We start from the raw sequence: 16,712 nt of genomic DNA on the forward strand, positions 1-16,712 counted from the left end.
GCGGCTGAACAGGGCTTGCTCGCCGGCCCCGCTCAGCCGCTCACGTTCAGCCGCTCACGTTCAGCCGCTGGGCTTCTGCGCCGCCGCCGCTCGCTCAAGCGCCGCCTGCAGATCCGCCTGGGCCTTGCCGTACGCCGTCCAGTCGTTCTTCTTGAGCGCCTCCTGGCCCTCCTCGTACGCCTTCTGAGCGTCCGCGATGGCCTGCCTCAGCGCCACGTCACCGGTGGCCGGCGGCTTCGTCGTGTCGCTCGCCGGCGGTTGCACCGCCGGCGGCTGCTCCGCGCCCTCCACCCCGAAGACCGCGTTCAGCGCCTCCGCCAGGCTGTCCTTGAAGACCGGCTTGCCGCCGTACGACACGGCCACCTTCTTCAGCAGCGGATAGTTCGCGGCGCCACCGCGCGCGTACACCGGCTCGATGTACAGGAACCCGCCGTCCAGCGGCACGGTCAGCAGGTTGCCGTAGTCGATCTGCGAGTCGGTGCCCTTGAGGTCACGGACGAATGTCGCGACCTCCGGAACACTGTTGAGCTCACTCTGCACCTGTGAGGGACCCTGCACGGTCGAGGTCACTCTCAGCAGCCTGATCGAGCCGTAGCCCTTGCTGGCCGCATCGGCGTCGACCGCCATGAACGCACCGAGGTTGGGTCGTCCGGCTGGGGTGAACGTCGTCGTCAGCGAGAACTTCTGGTCGTTGTCCCCGGGCATCTTCAGGCTCAGGTAGTACGGCGGGACCGCGTTGGTGTCCTGGTTCGTCGGATCGTCCGGCACCTGCCAGGCGTCACTGCCGCTGTAGAACTGCTCGGGGTCCGTCACGTGGTACCGCGTGAGCAGCTCGCGCTGGACCTTGAACATGTCCTGCGGGTAGCGCAGATGGGCCAGCAGCTCCGGCTTGATGTCGCCCTTCGGCTTCACCGTGTCCGGGAAAGCCTTCATCCAGGTCTTGAGGACCGGGTCCTCGGTGTCCCACTGGTACAGGTCGACCGTGCCGTCGTACGCATCGACGGTGGCCTTCACCGAGTTGCGGATGTAGTTGACCTGGTTCTGCTGCGCAACGACGGCCCGCTGGCTGTCGGTCAGCGCGTCGGCGGTGGTCTCCCCGAGCGTCGTACGGGAGGCGTAGGGGTAGCCGTTCGTCGTGGTGTACGCGTCCACGATCCACTTGATGCGGCCGTCGACCACCGCCGGGTACGCGTCGCCGTCGATGGTGAGCCAGGGGGCCACCGCCTCGACGCGCTCCTTGGGCGTGCGGTTGTAGAGGATCCGCGAACCCTCACCGATCGCTCCCGAGTAGAGGATCTGCGGCTCGCTGAACGCGACCGCGTAGGCCGCGCGGTTGAAGGCGTTGGAGAGGTTGACCCCGCTCTTGCCCTTGTAGCTGGTGGTCTCCTCGCCGTTCTTCTCGTAGTCGAGCTCCTTCTGCGGGCCGCCCACGATCGAGTACTGCTCGGTCTTCTCGCCGTAGTAGATCCGCTGCTCGTACGTGCCGAGTTGGCCCTTCGTCGGCAGTCCGGACTCGGTGAAGTCGGGTGCGCCGACCGTCCCCTGGTCCTCGTTCGTGATCGTGTTCGTGCCCTTGGCCGCGATCGCACCGTAACCGTGGGTGTAGGTGAAGTGGTCGTTGATCCAGTTGCGCTTGGGGATGCCCTTGATGTTGAGCTCGCGCAGACCGATGACCGTGTCCTGCGGCTTCCCGTCCGGACCGGTGTACCGGTCGACGTCCAGGGTCGCGGGGAACTGGTAGTACTTGCGCTCCTGCTGGAGCTGCTGGAAGGCGGGCGAGACGACGTTGGAGTCGACGAGCCGGTAGGCCGCGGCCGTGGAGGCCTGCTCGCGCTGCTGCGCCTTGCGCTTCGGGTCGCCCTTGCCCGAGTAGTTCTCGGCCTTGGTCGCGTCGATGCCGTACGCCTTGCGGGTCGCATCGATGTTCTTCTGGATGTACGGAGATTCCTTGGCCTGCTCGTTCGGCTGGACCTGGAACTTCTGCACGATGGCCGGGTACAGGCCGCCGATCAGGATCGCCGACAGCACCATCAGGCCGAAGCCGATCACCGGCAGCTGCCAGGTGCGGCGCCACAGCGTCGCGAAGAACAGCACGGCGCAGATGACGGCGATGCAGAAGAGGATCGTCTTGGCCGGCAGATACGCGTTGGCGTCGACGTACCGCAGGCCCGTCCAGTTGCCGGTCGCCTTGAAGTCACTGGACTTCACGGCCAGGCCGTACCGGTCCAGCCAGTACGCCACGGCCTTGAGCGCGACGAAGAGACCCAGCAGCACCGAGAGGTGGCCGGTGGCCGCGGCGGTCGCCCGCGCCCCCGGGCTGGTGACGCGGAGCCCGCCGTACAGGTAGTGGGTGAGCGCGGCCGCGATCAGCGAGAGCACGGCGGCGGCGAAGCCGAAGCCGAGCAGGAACCGGTACCAGGGCAGATCGAACGCGTAGAAGGCCACGTCCATGTGGAACTGCGGGTCCTTCTGACCGAACGGCACGCCATTGACCCACATCAGCCAGGTGCGCCACTGGGACGAGGCGGAGGCTCCGGCGATCAGCCCGACGAGCGCGGTGATCCCGAGGAGCACCCACTTCTTGTACGGGGCGATACCCATCCGGTACCGGTCGAGGCTCTGCTGCTCCAGCGACATCGCGCTCAGCGGCGGCCGCAGCCGGTGCGCCAGCCAGATGTTCACTCCGACCGCGGCTGCCATCAGCAGGCCGAAGACCGCGAACAGGCCGACCTTGGTCCACAGGGTGGTGGTGAACACCGACGAGTACTGCACCGAGCGGTACCAGAGCCAGTCGGTCCAGAACCCGGCGAACATGACAAAGAGCATGGCCAGGACGGCCAGTACACCCAATGTCATGAGCAGGGTCCGGACACGCCGCGACGGGCGGCCGACTCTGATCCGTGGCCCGGTCGGGCCTCCGCCCCGGTCCGGCATCTGGAAAGCCAACGTGCGCCCCTCGAAAGTCGCTGTCGTGTAAAGCGTCGGGTAACTCGGGTGAAGCGTCGTGCACACGTCTCACGCGCGTGCAGTAGGTCCACGCGATCGTAGAGCCCACTCATGCAACTTACTGAAGCTTTACCTAGTTCCCGTCTCCGGGTCCGAAGGAGGCAGGATATTGACCATGTCCAACGTTTCCCCCAGCAGTCCAGAAGATCAGCCGTCTCCGGCCTCGACGCCGATGGCCGCGAGCCCGCTCACCCGAGCGGTGCTCGAGATCGACGAGTACGCGTCCGGCCTCGGCTGGGACCAGCCCGCCCGGCTCTTCGCCCTCGTCGACACCGCGCAGCTGCGCTCCCAGGAGCCGGGCCTCGCCGCCCAGCTCGGTCTCGATGCCGGTGACACCGCCGCTCCGCTCACCCCGGTCGAGCAGGACGAGATCCCTTCCGACGCCGCGCTGGACGAGTTCCTCGCGACGATCGCCTGGCCCGATGCGGTGGCCGGCTGCGCCCTCACGGTGGAGCGGCTGATGCTCCCGCCGTCCGCGGAGGCGTCCGTCCCGGACGGCCTCGACGAGGCCGGGCTGGCGAAGTGGGTCGCGGGCCACCCGGATCGCCAGGAGGTCCGGATGACGGTGGCGGTGCTGCGCGACGGCGCCCGCGAGTCGGCACTGCGGCTGCGGGAGAAGGATTCCCCGACCGAGGTCCTCACGGGCGCGGACCTGGTCCCGGGCCTGGCCGAGGCGCTGTCGGCGACGTTCGAGGCGTAGCGGAGGCGCAGGCCTGCCGACGATCTTCGCGGCGCGGCGACAGATCGGGGGTGCGCCCCGGGTAGGGGCGCGCCCCGGCGAGGGGTCCGGCCCAGCACCGGCGAGAGGGGCGGGCCGGCGAGGGGTCCGGCCCGGCAAGGGGTGCGGACCCTGCCCTGCCTGGGCGGGCGTCAGCCCGCCGGCCCGTCAGTCCTTCGAGCAGCTGGGCAGGCCCGCCGTGTTCCCGCTGCGGATCTTCTCCAGCGACTTCGTCGCATCGTCGATGGTCTTCACCCTGACCAGGGTGAGCCCGTCCGGGATGTCGGAGGCCGCGGCCTCGCAGTTGCCGCTGGGCACCAGGAAGTACTCCGCTCCCGCGTTCCGCGCACCGACCAGCTTCATCTCGATGCCGCCGATCGGGCCGACCGTGCCCTGGTTGTCGATCGTGCCGGTGCCGGCGACGAACTTGCCGCCCGTCAGATCGGACGGGGTGAGCTTGTCGACGATGCCGAGCGCGAACATCAGTCCGGCGCTCGGTCCGCCCACGTCGGCGAGCTTGATGTCGATGGTGAACGGGAAGGTGTGATCCGTATCGGCCGTGATTCCGACGATGCTCCGGTCACCCTCCTCCGACTTCACGCTGCCGACCTGCACGTCCTGAACGGCGGACGGTTCCTTGCCCGCCTTCTCGGCGGCGGCTGCCTGCTTCGCGGGGACGATCGAGAAGGACACCTTCTCGCCGGGCTCGTGCTTGGTGACGGCTTTCGTGACATCGGTCGGCTGCTTGACCGGCGTACCGTCGACGGCCTTGATCACGTCGCCCGCGTGCAGCACGCCCTGCGCGGGGCTGCCCTTACGGATGGAGGAGACGACGACGCGGGACTTCACCGGGATGCCGAGCTCCCGCAGGGCCGCGGCCTTGGCGCTCTCCTGGGACTGGCTGAACTCCTCGGCGTTCTCCTGGTTGGACTGCTCTTCCGTCTTGCCGTTCGGGTAGAGCGTCTCGTGCGGCACCACGACGTTGTCATGGGCCAGCCAGCCGTAGATGACCTCCGCCAGGTTCATCCTGTAGTCCGCGCCGGTGACCCGGACCGTCGTCATGTTGAGGTGGCCGGTCGTCGGGTACGTCTTGCGGCCGGAGATCTGCAGTACGGGTGCGCCACCGGCCTCGCCCAGCGTGTTGACCGTCGGTCCCGGCGTCATCTCGGAGTAGGGCGGCGTCAGGAACACGCCCACACAGAGCAGCACGATGAGAACGAGCGTGGAGGCGAGCATCGTCGCTGTGCGGCGTGGCATGGAACGACAGTACGGGACTGGTCTGTCAGTCCACCTGTCGGGCCGGTCCGTACGGGCAGCCCGACAGCGGGTGGCGGCCGGAGCGGTGGTGGGGGTGGCCGGGGAGTTGGCAGACGCGCACGGACGCGGCCCCGTCAGAGTGCGTCTGTACCGGAGTGGGACTTCTCCATCGCGGCCCGGAACCGCGCGTAACCGTCCAACTCGGCAATGTCCCCGGTAGTGCGGTTCCGCGAGGCCCAGCTTCCCCATATCGCTGCACCGACGGCAGCGAAAAGCGGAATCAGCAACCAGGCAAGTGCCGCCATCCCGACCTCCCGACCCCATGCGCTGGAGCAACCGCTTCAGCAGCTAACCGATCAGCAGATTAACCAATCCGCCGCTTCAACGCTGGTGTCAGGGGGGCGGTTACGCAAATCGGACCAGCTACCTGCCATCCGGGTGCGCGTCACACCTGTTCAGCAGGCACCCACCCACTCCTCCGTGCCGTCCGAGAACCTCTGGTGCTTCCAGATCGGGACCTCGTGCTTCAGGTCGTCGATCAGCTGCCGGCAAGCCTCGAAGGCCTCGCCCCGGTGCGGGCACGAGACGGCGACGACCACGGCGAGGTCACCGACCTCCAGGTCTCCCACACGGTGGACGGCCACGAGGGCGCGCACAGGGTATTCCGCGACGACCTTTTCGGCGATACGGCGCATTTCCGCCTCGGCGCTGGGGTGGCACGAATAGCCGAGTGTGTCGACGTCCGCGCCCCCGTCATGGTTGCGCACCGTGCCCACGAAGAGCGCCGTGCCGCCTGCCGCGTCGTCGCCGACGGCGCGGAAGACCTCGTCGACGGAGAGCGGGGTGTCGCGGATCTGCAGAAGGCGGATGGGGTCCGCTGCCGCCTGCTCGCCGGGGTGGTCGTTCGTGCGTGCCATGGGCCCATCGTGCCGCACCGTGCTGACATCGCGGAATAGCGCTTTCGACCGGCAGGCCCACGCCCGGTATGGAGCCTCCTACAGGCAGGGCAGGGCAGGCCGGGCGGGGTACGGCGCTCGCGGGCGGGCCGCAGGATCAGGGCCGCCTACCCACGGGCACAGGGCCGGCAGCGCACGCCAGGGCCACGGCGGCTGCGGGCCGGTCAGCGCAGGGCCGAGCAGCGCGGCCGAGCAGCGCAAAGCCGGCCGCCCCAGGACCAGGGCCGCCTACAGACCGCGGCGCTTCCGGGCGCGCCGTACGAGCGCGGCCGTACCCAGCAGCGCGACGGTCGCACCCGCCGCACCGGCGGCGGTGGCGTCCTTGCGCCCCAGCCGGCGGCCCGCGACGGTGTGCCGGCCCTCGACCTCCTCGAGCAACGCGGCCAGCACCTCCTCGTTGGTCCACTGCGGCCGCCATCCGGCGTCGTGCAGCCTGCCGACGCTGACCACCCACGGGTGCATCGTGTACGCGAGGTCCCCTGCCGGGGACGGGGTGAGGCCGATCCGGTGCAGCCGGGCCGCGGCGCCGAGCGCGACCGCGGACGGCAGCTCCATGCGGCGGATGCCGCTGAGCTCCTCGACCTCCTCCTGCTCGAGCCAGCCGTCGCAGCCGACGGCGAACTCCCCGTCGGCCTTCTCCAGCGCGGCGTACTCCAGGGCGCTCACCAGGTCCTCGACATGGCAGAACTGCCAGGTGGGGCGGGATCCGGCGACGACGAGCAGGCGCGGTGACTCGAAGTAGCGGGTCAGCGCCGTGTCCGTACCGCCCACCAGGACGGCGGGCCGCACCACCGTGACATTGAGGCCGGGGTGGGCACGGGGCGCGCGGCGGCCGAGGCGCTCGATCTCCAGCAGATCGCCGACGCCGGTGGCCTCGGCGGTCGCGCGCAGTTCCGCGTCCTCGGAGAGCGGGATGTCGTTGTCGGGCAGCGCTCCGTAGACCATCGCCGAAGTGCACAGCACGACCCGGTGGACTCCCGCGGCGGCTGCCGCGGTGAGCACGGTCTGGGTACCACGCACGTTGTACGCGGTACGCGCGGCCGGGTCGGTCTCCAGGTCCAGATCGAGCGCCAGGTGGACGACGACGTCGGCACCGCGCAGCTTCTCGGCGATCGCCGGGTCGCGGACGTCCAGGATGTGCCAGTGCGCCTCTGCGACGTCGCCACGGCGCTCGTCGATGGCGACGACCTGCCTGATCTCGTCGGACTCGGCGAGACGCCGGGTCAGCAGGGCACCGACGCCCGAGGCGGCGCCGGTGACCGCGACCACGGGGCCGCGCCCCGAGGCCGGGGCGGAGTGGTTTCGCCTGTGGCGAACGTCAGCATCGTGCGCTGCGGGAACCTGTGGATCTGGGGAACTCACCGGGCGTCTCCAGCGGTTGTCTTCAGTACATACGTGAATGACGCGTACGTACCAGGTGGCGTCCATCCTGCCGCAGCCAGTGAGCCGGCGAAGCACTGAGCCCTTGTCGGGCCCGGATGTCTACGCTGGTGGTGTTGTCGGGCAGTCGCCGCCGGCAGGAAGCCGGCGGCCCTACGAGCCGAGGAAACCCGTGAGTGACACCCCATTCGGATTCGGCCTTCCGCCGGAGGAGCCGGAGAACGGCGACGAGGGCAAGAAGAAGGACCCCGCCGGAGGTGGGCAGGGTTCCGGCGGCGGCCAGGGCGGCCCGGCCAACCCCTTGGGGTTCGGGTTCCCGGGCGCCGGAGCAGGCGGTCCGGGCGGCGCGGAGAATCCGTTCGCCGCGATGTTCGGTTCGCTGAACCCGACCGACCTCGGTGCGGCCTTCCAGCAGCTCGGTCAGATGCTGAGCTATGAGGGCGGCCCCGTGAACTGGGACATGGCGAAGCAGATCGCCCGCCAGACGGTCTCCCAGGGCACGCAGGACGGGACGAAGGACGCGAGCGTCGGCCCGGCCGAGCGCGCCGCGGTCGAGGAGGCCGTGCGCCTCGCCGATCTGTGGCTGGACGGGGCGACGTCGTTGCCCTCCGGTGCGGGGACCGCCGTGGCATGGAGCCGCGCGGAGTGGGTCGAGGCGACCCTTCCGGCGTGGCAGCAGCTTGTCGACCCGGTCGCCGAGCGCGTAGGCATGGCCATGGGCGATGTGCTCCCCGAGGAGATGCAGGCGATGGCCGGCCCGCTGATCGGCATGATGCGCTCCATGGGCGGCGCCATGTTCGGCCAGCAGATCGGGCAGGCCGTCGGCACCCTCGCCGGTGAGGTCGTCGGCTCGACCGACATCGGTCTGCCGCTGGGCCCGGCCGGAAAGGCCGCGCTGCTCCCGCTCAACGTGGAGGCGTTCGGCAGGGACCTGGGTGTTCCCAAGGACGAGGTCCGGCTGTATCTGGCGCTGCGCGAGGCCGCCCACCAGCGCCTCTTCGCCCATGTGCCGTGGCTGCGCTCGCATCTGTTCGGCGCGGTCGAGGGGTACGCGCGCGGGATCAAGGTCGACACCACAAAGCTGGAGGACGTGGTCGGCCAGTTCGACCCGCAGAACCCCGAGGACCTGCAGAACGCGCTGCAGCAAGGCATGTTCCAGCCCGAGGACACTCCGGAGCAGAAGGCGGCGCTCGCCCGGCTGGAGACGGCGCTCGCGCTGGTCGAGGGCTGGGTCGACGCGGTGGTGCACGAGGCCGCGAAGACGCGTCTGACGTCGGCGGACGCGCTGCGCGAGATGCTGCGCCGGCGCCGTGCGACGGGTGGTCCGGCCGAGCAGACGTTCGCGACGCTGATCGGTCTGCAGCTGCGTCCGCGCCGGCTGCGCGACGCGTCCCGCCTGTGGGCGTCGCTCACGGACGCGCGGGGCGTGGACGGCCGTGACGGCTTGTGGGCACACCCGGACATGCTGCCGACGGCGTCCGACCTGGACGACCCGGACGGCTTCGTCCACGGCGAGCACCTGGACTTCTCGGAGCTGGACAAGATGCTCGGCGAGGCGGCCAAGGGCCCGGACGAGGGCGGCAGGGGCGACAAGTCCGGCGGCGAGGACGACGGCAAGGACGACACCGACAAGTGAGCCTGTACGACGACGCGGTCCGTGTACTGAAGGAATACGAGGACCGGGAGCAGGACCGGGAGCAGGACCGGGAGCAGGACCGGGAGCAGGACAACGAGTTCGACGACCAAGGGGCGCTGCGCCAGGTCTATCTGGACCATCTGGCGGCACACCCGGACGGGATGTGGAAGGCGTGCCGGGCCGGGCATCTGACCGCCAGCGCCCTGGTCGTCGACCCCGCGCGCGGCCGGGTGCTGCTGACCCTCCACAAGAAGCTGGGCATGTGGCTGCAGATGGGCGGCCACTGCGAGCCCGGGGACGCGACGCTGACGGCCGCGGCCCTGCGCGAGGCGACGGAGGAGTCCGGGATTCCGGGGCTGACGCTGCTGGAGGGCGGCCCGGTGCGGCTGGACCGGCATGCGATTCCGGCGCCCTGCCACTGGCATCTCGATGTGCAGTACGCCGCGCTCGCGCCGCCGGAGGCCGTCGAGGCGATCAGTGACGAGTCGCTGGATCTGCGCTGGTTCGCGTACGACGAGGTGGCGTCCGTGGCCGACACCTCGGTGGTGCGACTGCTGGACCGTACCCGGGCCAGGCTTTAGCGCGCACGTACGTACGCATGCACGCATGCACGCACGTGAGTGAGTACTGCCCTCGTGTGTAAGGGGCGGCCGCTATTGCGGACCGCCCCTTACCTGTCACCTGTGCGATCAGTTCCAGACGTTGTTCTGGTTCTGGGCGTGGGAACCCTGCTGGCCCACACCGAACTGGGCGCGCACCCCCTGGCCGATCTGGGCGTTCTGCGGCGGGAGGAGCTCGCTGGGCTGGACGAGGGCGAAGCCCTGCCCCAGGAAGCTCAGCTCCCAGCCCTCGCCCGTGTTGCCTCGTCGGCGCCACACACCGGTGGAGTGTGTCTGGGCCTGCATCTGCACCCGTAGCGAGGACGACCAGGCGACGATCGCGTCGGCGTCCACGTTGACGTACTTGTCCGGGGTGACCTGCATCATCAGCGGCTGGCCGGACGTCATCAGCGCGACCTTGCCCCGCCCTGAGATGTTGAGCTGGTACTTGCCGGAGCCGGAGATGCCGTACTGGCTGTCCACAGCGATGACTTCGGTGTGCAGGGTGGAGTCCAGCGCCAGCACATAGGCGCTGTCCACAGTCATGCCCTCCTGATCGACATCCACTACGTGGATGTACTGGGCGAGGTTGGCGAAGTAGACCGTGCCCTGCCCGGAGCAGCGCATCAGCTCGAGGCCCTCGCCGGTGCGCGCGCGGGCACGCCGCTGGTTGCTCGTCTGGTACTCACCGTCGAAGTCGATCAGCCCCTGGTAGGCGACCATGGCGCCCTTGCGGGCGAGGATGTCGTCGTGTCCGGTGAGCGCCACCCGCAGGAGCTGCGGGTTCTGCACGACGTACCGCTCCTGGGACTGCTGTTCCGCGTAGCTGAAAAGCGGGCTCTGCATGGTGTGTTCTCGCTCCCCCTCAGCCCCGGACCCGCAGGCGGTCGGTGCTGTCCTCACTCGGCTGTACGACGACGATGCCCTGGCCGGAGAAGGCCATCTGGTACGCCTCTCCGCTGCCCCGCCCGATCAGGGAGGACGCCTTGAAGCTGCGCTTGCCCTTCACCTTCAGGTTCGGCGACCAGGCGACGAGAGCGTCGGGGTCGACGTACGTCTCGTCCTCCCCACGGCCGCAGTCGACCACGATCGGCGTGCCGCGGGAGGTCAGCGCCACCCAGCCGGTGCCGGCGATCTGGACGTTCCACAGGCCCTGCCCGGCGAACTTGGCGAGTCCCTTGACCCGCTCGACGCCCCACTGGAGGTGCGCGTCGAAGGCGAGGAGGCTGGTGCCGTTGACCGAGAGGGAGTCGTTGTTGAGGTTGATGACGACGACATCCGCGCCGTAGTCGGCGAGGTAGAGCAGCCCGTCACCGGAGCACTTCATGATGGGCGCGCCCTCGCCGGTCACCCACTGGGAGGCGACCTGCCGGACGGCCGGCGGATTCGGCTCGTACTGGACGAAGCCCTCGTAGGCGACCATCGAGCCGGCGCGTGCGTACAGATCCTGGCCGGACGCCATGGCGACCTTGAGCATCGTGCGGCCGTGGTTCTCCATCCGGGCCACGACCGGGGTCGGGGCGTAGCCCGCGAGTTGCTGGTTCATTCTCCGGGCTCCCTCAGACCTCGTACGGCTGGACGACGATGAAGTTGCCGGGGGCGCCCCGGAACTGCAGGTTGACGGTTTCTCCGCTGTGGCCGGGGTACGCGTTGCGGCGCAGTCGGACCTGGCTGGAGAGGATCACCTGGGAGGCGGACGACCAGGCCACGATGGCGTTGGAGTCGGCGAAGGTGGTGGGCGTGACCGGCAGGACCACCGGGATGCCGTGGGTCTTGACGACGACCGTGCCGGTGCCCTGGAACTGCATGGTGAACAGGGCGCCGCCGGGGATGCCATGGCCCTCGATACGGCGGACCTCGTGCTGAAGCGACTCGTCGAACGCGAGGACGTTCTCCGCGGAGACGCAGATTCCGTCGCCCTGAAGTTCGATGGGGTGCAGATGCGCACCGTTCTCGGCGAGGAAGACCTGGCCGCGGCCGGTGCAGCGCATGAGCTGCATCTCCTGGCCCGTGGCGTTGCCGACCACGCGGCCGGCGAAACCGGCACCCTTGTAGCTGAAGTCGACCTTGCCCTGGTACATGACCATGCTGCCCTGGCGGGCGAGCACGGGCGTGCCGCCCATTCCCAGGTCGACCCGCATGAGCTGCTGGTTCTGCGGCGTCCAGCGCTGGCCGGTGGGCAGCTCCTTGTACGGCTGGAGCGCCGCCTGGAGACCCGCACCGCCCTGGGGGACGCCCTGCGGAACACCCTGGGGCACGCCCTGCGGGATGCCCGGCTGACCGTACGGGGCGGGCTGCTGGCCATAAGGGGCCGGTGCGCCCGGAACCTGGCCCGGCATCTGGCCGAACTGCGGCTGCTGCGGCTGTCCGTACGGGGACGGCGGAGCCTGCGGCGGAACCGTACCGCCAGGAGGGGTCATCGGGGCGGCGATCGTCGGCGCCGCGTGCATCTGCTGGTTGAACGGCGCGGGAGCGGGCGCGGGCGCGGGAGCCGGCGTCTGGGCGGCGGGCGCACCGAACGCGGGGGCGGGCTGCGGAGCCTGCGGGGCCTGCGGGCCGGCCGGGGCGCCGAACGCGGGGGCCGGAGCGGCCTGCGCCGGAGGGGCGAACCCGGGCACGCCGCCCGGCTGCGGCTGCTGCGCGGAGGGCTCCTCCTCGGCCACCTCACCGCCGAAGTTCTTCAGCAGCGCGTCCAGACCGCCGTCGAAGCCCTGGCCGACCGCGGCGAACCGCCACACGTCCTTGAGGTAGAAGTCGCCCAGCATCACGGCACGTTCGGTGGTGAACTCCGAGCCGGTGAAGGCGTATCGCACCACTTCTTCGCCGCCCGCGACGATCCGGATGTACCCGGGCCCGATCTGCGACATCTGGCCTGCGCCGTCGACGGTCGCGGTGAACGACAGCTTGTGGATGCTCGCCGGGATGCGGTCCAGCGTGACACGGAACGACTCGGTGTCACCTGACTGGGCGCCGAGCAGCTGAATGGACTCCTCGGGCGATTTCGGCTGGTTGAAGAAGATGAAATACCGGTCGTCCGAGAGCTGCTCATTGGCGTCGAGACCGAAACAGCTGATGTCGAAGGTCAGCCCGGGCGCAGCGATCTGCACACCTACGTACAGATCGGTCCCCGGTGTCAGATCACTGATCTTGGCCTTGTGGCCGCGTTGGAATTCCCTGGCCATGCGTAACGACCGTCCCCCATCCCGACGAAATGTGACTGCGTCGCGCCAGGCTAACGGCTGGGAACGACATTGAGCCAAGTCGGGACACATTCGGTACAGGATCGGCGAATCTCACTCTCCGCGCGCGGCCGGCAGGTGCGGCAGGCGCTCCGCCGCGACCACACCTTCGAGGTATCCACGCGCACGCTCGGTACGCGGATAGGCCTCCAGCAGCCGCCAGAAACGCGGCCCGTGACCCGGCACGAGCAGATGGGCGAGCTCGTGGACGAGCACGTAGTCGACGACGTACTCGGGCATGCCCTGCAGCCGGTGCGACAGGCGGATGCTGCCTTCCGCCGGAGTGCATGACCCCCAGCGGGTGTTCTGATTCGTCACCCATCGCACCGACGTCGCCCTGGCGCGCCCGTCGAAGTACTGCTCGGACAAACGCTCGGCACGCTCGGCCAGTTCCGCATCCCCGAGGGTCCGCTTGCTCTCCTGCGCGGCGAGCTTGTCGAGCATCACCGTCACCCAGCGTCGCTCCTCCGCCTCGGACATCCGGGCCGGGATGAGCACGATCGTCCGGTCACCCTCCCGGTACGCCGAGACCGTTCTGCTGCGCCGGGCGCTTCTGCGGACCTCGACCGCGCTTGTCGCGGAAGAGCGGGGAGGATGTCTGGTCACGCTGCGCTGCTGGCTTTCGGCGCTGTGCGGTCGGTCGGCGGACACGCCCCGACGTTACCCGCTGTCAGTGGGGGAAGTCCCGCCTCCGGGACGCTTCGAGCTTGATCCACCAAACGGCGTGCACCATTTGAACGACTAATACCCGATGCCTGTGGATAACTTTCGGCACCCGCCGCCGGACCTGTGCATTCTGGTGCCGGAGAGATCCGCCCGAAAGACCGACGGGCGGAACACGGACGGACCACGGACGGAACACGGACGGAACACCGTTCGATCGGGGGAGGAATTATGCATCCGACGGTGAAGCCTGCGCTGCGGCGCGCCTGGCGTGACCTTCGCTATGTGCAGTTCGGGGCAACGCCGGCGCATGCGGTGGTGGTCGGTCCGGTGGACACGGCGACCGGTAGCCTGCTATCGCTGTTCGACGGGACCCGGGGGCTGCCCCGGCTGCGCGAGGAGGCCCGGGCGATAGGACTCCCCGAAGGCCAGGTGGACGCGCTGCTCGGCCGGTTGACGCAGGCCGGTCTGGTCGACGACGCGACGGGCGGCGGCCCGGCGGCCGATCTGTTACGGGAGCGGGCAGGCGCGCTCGACCGGCTGCGCCCCGATCTCGCCTCGCTCTCCGTCGTCCATCCGGAACCGGGCGGCGGTATGGGGCGATTGGCGGCCAGGAGTGCCATGCGGGTCCAGGTCCGGGGCTCCGGCCGGGTCGGGGCAGCGCTCGCGGCCGTGTTGTCCGCCTCGGGGGTTGGCCAGGTCGATGTGCTGGACGGCGGGTGTACGGAGCCATGGGACGTGGCGCCCGGTGGACTGCCGGCGGAAGCGGTCGGTGGGCGCAGGGACGCGGCCGCCCGGCAGTTGGTTCGCCGGTCCGCCCCGGGCGGGATTCCCCGAGCAGCGCGGCGGCGGCCGGCCGGAGGTCCGCCGCTGGACGAGCCCGCACTGTCCCTGGTGGTCGTCGCCCCACGCGACGGACTCGCGGCGTACGCCCCCGATCCGGCGACGGCCGAGGATTGGCTCGCCACCGGGACTCCCCATCTCTACGCGGGCGTTGTCGAAGCCACCGGTGTCGTGGGGCCGCTGGTGCTGCCCGGCGGCACGGCCTGCGCGGGATGCCTGGGGCTGGCCCGGGCGGACCGCGATCCCGCTTGGCCGCGGATGCTGGCTCAGTGGCGCTCCGGCCGCAGCGGCGCGGGGGCCGGGCCCTGCGATCTCGGACTGGCCACCACTGTCGCCGGGCTGGCGGCAGCCCATGCCCTGTCCTTTCTGGACGGTGAACTGCCCGCGAGCACAGGAGCACGCTGGGAGGCTTCAATGCCGCTGCTGGAGTGGCGATCGGAGCAGATCAGGGCCCATCGCGACTGTTCCTGCGGGGCGGCTCGGCAGACTGAAGGGGAGCGCGCCTCGGGGTCCGGGACACCACACGACACAATGGCCGGGTAACCGCCGTCGACGAAGCAATGCCCTAAGGCACGAACGGCACGGCAGTCTGGGATCTGGAGGGGCGCATGTCTGATCTTCCCCGGAAGGCGGTCACTCGTACCGCCAAGTTGGCCGCTCTGCCACTGGGCATCGCGGGCCGCGCCACCTGGGGCCTGGGCAAGCGGATCGGTGGCAAGTCGGCGGAGATAGTGGCCCGCGAACTGCAACAGCGCACTGCGGAGCAGCTGTTCAAGGTGCTCGGTGAGCTCAAGGGGGGTGCGATGAAATTCGGGCAGGCCATGTCGGTCTTCGAGTCCGCGCTGCCCGAGGAGGTCGCCGGCCCCTACCGGGCCGCGCTGACCAAACTCCAGGACGCCGCTCCCCCGATGCCGACACGCACGGTCCACGAGGTGCTCGCTGAGCGGCTCGGCGAGGACTGGCGTGAGCTCTTCCTGGAGTTCGAGGACAAACCCGCGGCAGCCGCGTCGATCGGTCAGGTCCACCGGGCGATCTGGCACGACGGGCGCGAAGTCGCGGTGAAGGTGCAGTACCCGGGAGCCGGAGAGGCGCTGCTCTCCGATCTGTCCCAGCTGAGCCGGTTCGCCCGGCTGCTGGGCCCGCTGATCCCGGGCATGGACATCAAGCCGCTGATCGCCGAGCTACGTGACCGGGTGTCGGAGGAGCTGGACTACGAGCTGGAGGCCGAGGCCCAGCGGGAGCACGCGGCTGAGTTCGCGGACGATCCGGATGTGGTGGTTCCCGATGTGGTGCACCAGTCCGACCAGGTGCTGGTGACCGAGTGGATCGACGGGATACCGCTCGCCCAGGTCATCAGCGACGGTACGCAGGAGCAGCGGGACCGTGCGGGTCAGCTGCTGGCCCGCTTCCTCTTCTCCGGCCCCGCGCGCACGGGTCTGCTGCACGCGGATCCGCACCCGGGCAACTTCCGGCTGCTCCCCGCACGCGACGCGGATCAGGACGGGGGCACGGATCAGGACCGGGGCACGAAGCGGGGCGGGAAGGATGCAGGCGAATGGCGGCTGGGCGTGCTGGACTTCGGCACCGTCGACCGGCTCTCCGGCGGACTGCCCAGGACCATCGGTGACTCGCTCCGGATGACGCTGGAGGGCGAGGCCGAGGCAGTCTACGGACTGCTGTGCGAGGAGGGCTTCGTCAAAGAGTCGATCGACCTCGACCCGGACGCGGTGCTGGACTATCTGCTCCCGATCATCGAACCGGCAGAGGTCGACGCCTTCACCTTCACCCGTGGCTGGATGCGGACCCAGGCGGCACGGATAGCCGACCCACGCTCCCCCGCACACCAGTTGGGCAAGCAGCTCAATCTGCCGCCCGCGTATTTGCTCATCCATCGTGTGACGCTGAGCACGATAGGGGTGCTCTGTCAGCTGAACGCGACGGTCCGGCTCCGCGACGAACTGGAGTCCTGGCTGCCGGGCTTCCTGCCAGCCACCCAGGACCTCAACGAGATCGTCGAACTCGACGAGCCTGCCGAGCCGGGACAGGAGGAACCGGACGCGGACAGCGTGTCCGCGCAAGCCTGACCCGTAGGGAGGGTGTCGGCGCTCTGTCCCATGCGTGGGAGGGGGCGGGCTGCCCGTGGCTCCGTCACCACCAGGACGAGTCGAGCCGTCCCTCGATCGCCCTGATGTTGGCGCGGGCGCATGCCTCACAGAAGTAGTGGCGGCGGCCGTTCTCCACGGAGCAGGTCCAGGTCGGCGGAGTGTCCTCGGCGACCGCGCCGCACCGGGAGCACACGACGTTCCCCGCACCCGGCTGGGCAGGGTGATGAGTCTGCTGGTCCACCTCGTGACGATAACCCCGTACGGGGCGGACCGCAGGACAACGCACCGCGGGGGCCGGTCCCTTCGGACC

The 16,712-nt window shown here is 69.8% G+C and carries 14 protein-coding genes; 5 read left to right on the forward strand and 9 right to left on the reverse strand.

Translation table 11 applies throughout. The features are described 5' to 3' along the window. Nucleotides 1-60: 60 nt before the first annotated feature. Nucleotides 61-2,934, reverse strand: a complete 2,874-nt coding sequence (locus tag ACWGI8_RS21945; RefSeq protein WP_453663212.1) for a UPF0182 family membrane protein — start codon at nucleotides 2,932-2,934, stop codon at nucleotides 61-63. A gap of 187 nt (nucleotides 2,935-3,121) precedes the next feature. On the opposite strand from ACWGI8_RS21945, the gene ACWGI8_RS21950 reads away from it, so the two are divergent. Then, a complete protein-coding gene (locus tag ACWGI8_RS21950) occupies nucleotides 3,122-3,706 on the forward strand; it encodes a PPA1309 family protein (protein ID WP_453663194.1) in 585 nt (194 codons plus the stop codon). Nucleotides 3,707-3,892: 186 nt separating this feature from the next. On the opposite strand, the gene ACWGI8_RS21955 is transcribed toward ACWGI8_RS21950, so the two are convergent. The 3 genes from ACWGI8_RS21955 to ACWGI8_RS21965 form a co-directional block, all read right to left on the reverse strand. Then, entirely contained in the window at nucleotides 3,893-4,981 is a 1,089-nt protein-coding gene (locus ACWGI8_RS21955; RefSeq protein WP_453663196.1) for a YlbL family protein, read from the reverse strand. 455 nt (nucleotides 4,982-5,436) lie between these two features. Then, the gene (locus tag ACWGI8_RS21960; RefSeq protein ID WP_453663197.1) at nucleotides 5,437-5,898 is read right to left on the reverse strand and encodes a molybdenum cofactor biosynthesis protein MoaE; all 462 of its coding nucleotides are present in this window, start codon (nucleotides 5,896-5,898) and stop codon (nucleotides 5,437-5,439) included. A gap of 267 nt (nucleotides 5,899-6,165) precedes the next feature. After that, nucleotides 6,166-7,299, reverse strand: coding sequence for an SDR family oxidoreductase (locus ACWGI8_RS21965; protein WP_453663198.1), 1,134 nt, complete (start codon nucleotides 7,297-7,299; stop codon nucleotides 6,166-6,168). 190 nt (nucleotides 7,300-7,489) lie between these two features. On the opposite strand from ACWGI8_RS21965, the gene ACWGI8_RS21970 reads away from it, so the two are divergent. Next, nucleotides 7,490-8,953: a zinc-dependent metalloprotease gene (locus tag ACWGI8_RS21970; RefSeq protein ID WP_453663200.1), complete on the forward strand. Its 1,464-nt coding sequence runs from the start codon at nucleotides 7,490-7,492 to the stop codon at nucleotides 8,951-8,953. After that, on the forward strand, nucleotides 8,950-9,534 hold the full coding sequence (locus tag ACWGI8_RS21975) for an NUDIX hydrolase (protein WP_453663201.1): 585 nt from the start codon (nucleotides 8,950-8,952) through the stop codon (nucleotides 9,532-9,534). Before ACWGI8_RS21970 ends, ACWGI8_RS21975 begins: the two co-directional genes overlap by 4 nt. Before the next feature lie 108 nt (nucleotides 9,535-9,642). On the opposite strand, the gene ACWGI8_RS21980 is transcribed toward ACWGI8_RS21975, so the two are convergent. From ACWGI8_RS21980 to ACWGI8_RS21995, 4 genes are all read right to left on the reverse strand, one after another. Then, nucleotides 9,643-10,398 carry an AIM24 family protein gene (locus ACWGI8_RS21980; protein ID WP_453663202.1) on the reverse strand — a complete coding sequence of 252 codons (756 nt, stop codon included), beginning with the start codon at nucleotides 10,396-10,398 and terminating at the stop codon, nucleotides 9,643-9,645. 19 nt (nucleotides 10,399-10,417) lie between these two features. After that, nucleotides 10,418-11,098, reverse strand: coding sequence for an AIM24 family protein (locus ACWGI8_RS21985; RefSeq protein ID WP_453663204.1), 681 nt, complete (start codon nucleotides 11,096-11,098; stop codon nucleotides 10,418-10,420). Between the two features lie 13 nt (nucleotides 11,099-11,111). Then, nucleotides 11,112-12,734: a TerD family protein gene (locus tag ACWGI8_RS21990; RefSeq protein ID WP_453663206.1), complete on the reverse strand. Its 1,623-nt coding sequence runs from the start codon at nucleotides 12,732-12,734 to the stop codon at nucleotides 11,112-11,114. 111 nt (nucleotides 12,735-12,845) lie between these two features. Further along, a complete protein-coding gene (locus tag ACWGI8_RS21995) occupies nucleotides 12,846-13,442 on the reverse strand; it encodes a M48 metallopeptidase family protein (RefSeq protein ID WP_453663208.1) in 597 nt (198 codons plus the stop codon). A gap of 243 nt (nucleotides 13,443-13,685) precedes the next feature. Here ACWGI8_RS21995 and ACWGI8_RS22000 point away from each other — a divergent pair, with 243 nt between their 5' ends. Beyond that, nucleotides 13,686-14,840, forward strand: a complete 1,155-nt coding sequence (locus ACWGI8_RS22000; RefSeq protein ID WP_453663209.1) for a ThiF family adenylyltransferase — start codon at nucleotides 13,686-13,688, stop codon at nucleotides 14,838-14,840. 65 nt (nucleotides 14,841-14,905) lie between these two features. Beyond that, nucleotides 14,906-16,381: an ABC1 kinase family protein gene (locus tag ACWGI8_RS22005; protein ID WP_453663210.1), complete on the forward strand. Its 1,476-nt coding sequence runs from the start codon at nucleotides 14,906-14,908 to the stop codon at nucleotides 16,379-16,381. 64 nt (nucleotides 16,382-16,445) lie between these two features. Here the strand turns inward: ACWGI8_RS22005 and ACWGI8_RS22010 are convergent, their stop codons facing one another. After that, nucleotides 16,446-16,643, reverse strand: coding sequence for a hypothetical protein (locus ACWGI8_RS22010; protein ID WP_453663211.1), 198 nt, complete (start codon nucleotides 16,641-16,643; stop codon nucleotides 16,446-16,448). Nucleotides 16,644-16,712: the final 69 nt, after the last annotated feature.

Source organism: Streptomyces sp. NPDC054841 (genome assembly GCF_053611045.1).

Bases quoted from the DNA above. Each gene is read 5' to 3' on its own strand.
- ACWGI8_RS21945 (WP_453663212.1), bottom strand. From the start codon at position 2,934: ATGCCGGACCGGGGCGGAGGCCCGACCGGGCCACGGATCAGAGTCGGC.
- ACWGI8_RS21950 (WP_453663194.1), top strand. From the start codon at position 3,122: ATGTCCAACGTTTCCCCCAGCAGTCCAGAAGATCAGCCGTCTCCGGCC.
- ACWGI8_RS21955 (WP_453663196.1), bottom strand. From the start codon at position 4,981: ATGCCACGCCGCACAGCGACGATGCTCGCCTCCACGCTCGTTCTCATC.
- ACWGI8_RS21960 (WP_453663197.1), bottom strand. From the start codon at position 5,898: ATGGCACGCACGAACGACCACCCCGGCGAGCAGGCGGCAGCGGACCCC.
- ACWGI8_RS21980 (WP_453663202.1), bottom strand. From the start codon at position 10,398: ATGCAGAGCCCGCTTTTCAGCTACGCGGAACAGCAGTCCCAGGAGCGG.
- ACWGI8_RS21985 (WP_453663204.1), bottom strand. From the start codon at position 11,098: ATGAACCAGCAACTCGCGGGCTACGCCCCGACCCCGGTCGTGGCCCGG.
- ACWGI8_RS21990 (WP_453663206.1), bottom strand. From the start codon at position 12,734: ATGGCCAGGGAATTCCAACGCGGCCACAAGGCCAAGATCAGTGATCTG.
- ACWGI8_RS22000 (WP_453663209.1), top strand. From the start codon at position 13,686: ATGCATCCGACGGTGAAGCCTGCGCTGCGGCGCGCCTGGCGTGACCTT.
- ACWGI8_RS22005 (WP_453663210.1), top strand. From the start codon at position 14,906: ATGTCTGATCTTCCCCGGAAGGCGGTCACTCGTACCGCCAAGTTGGCC.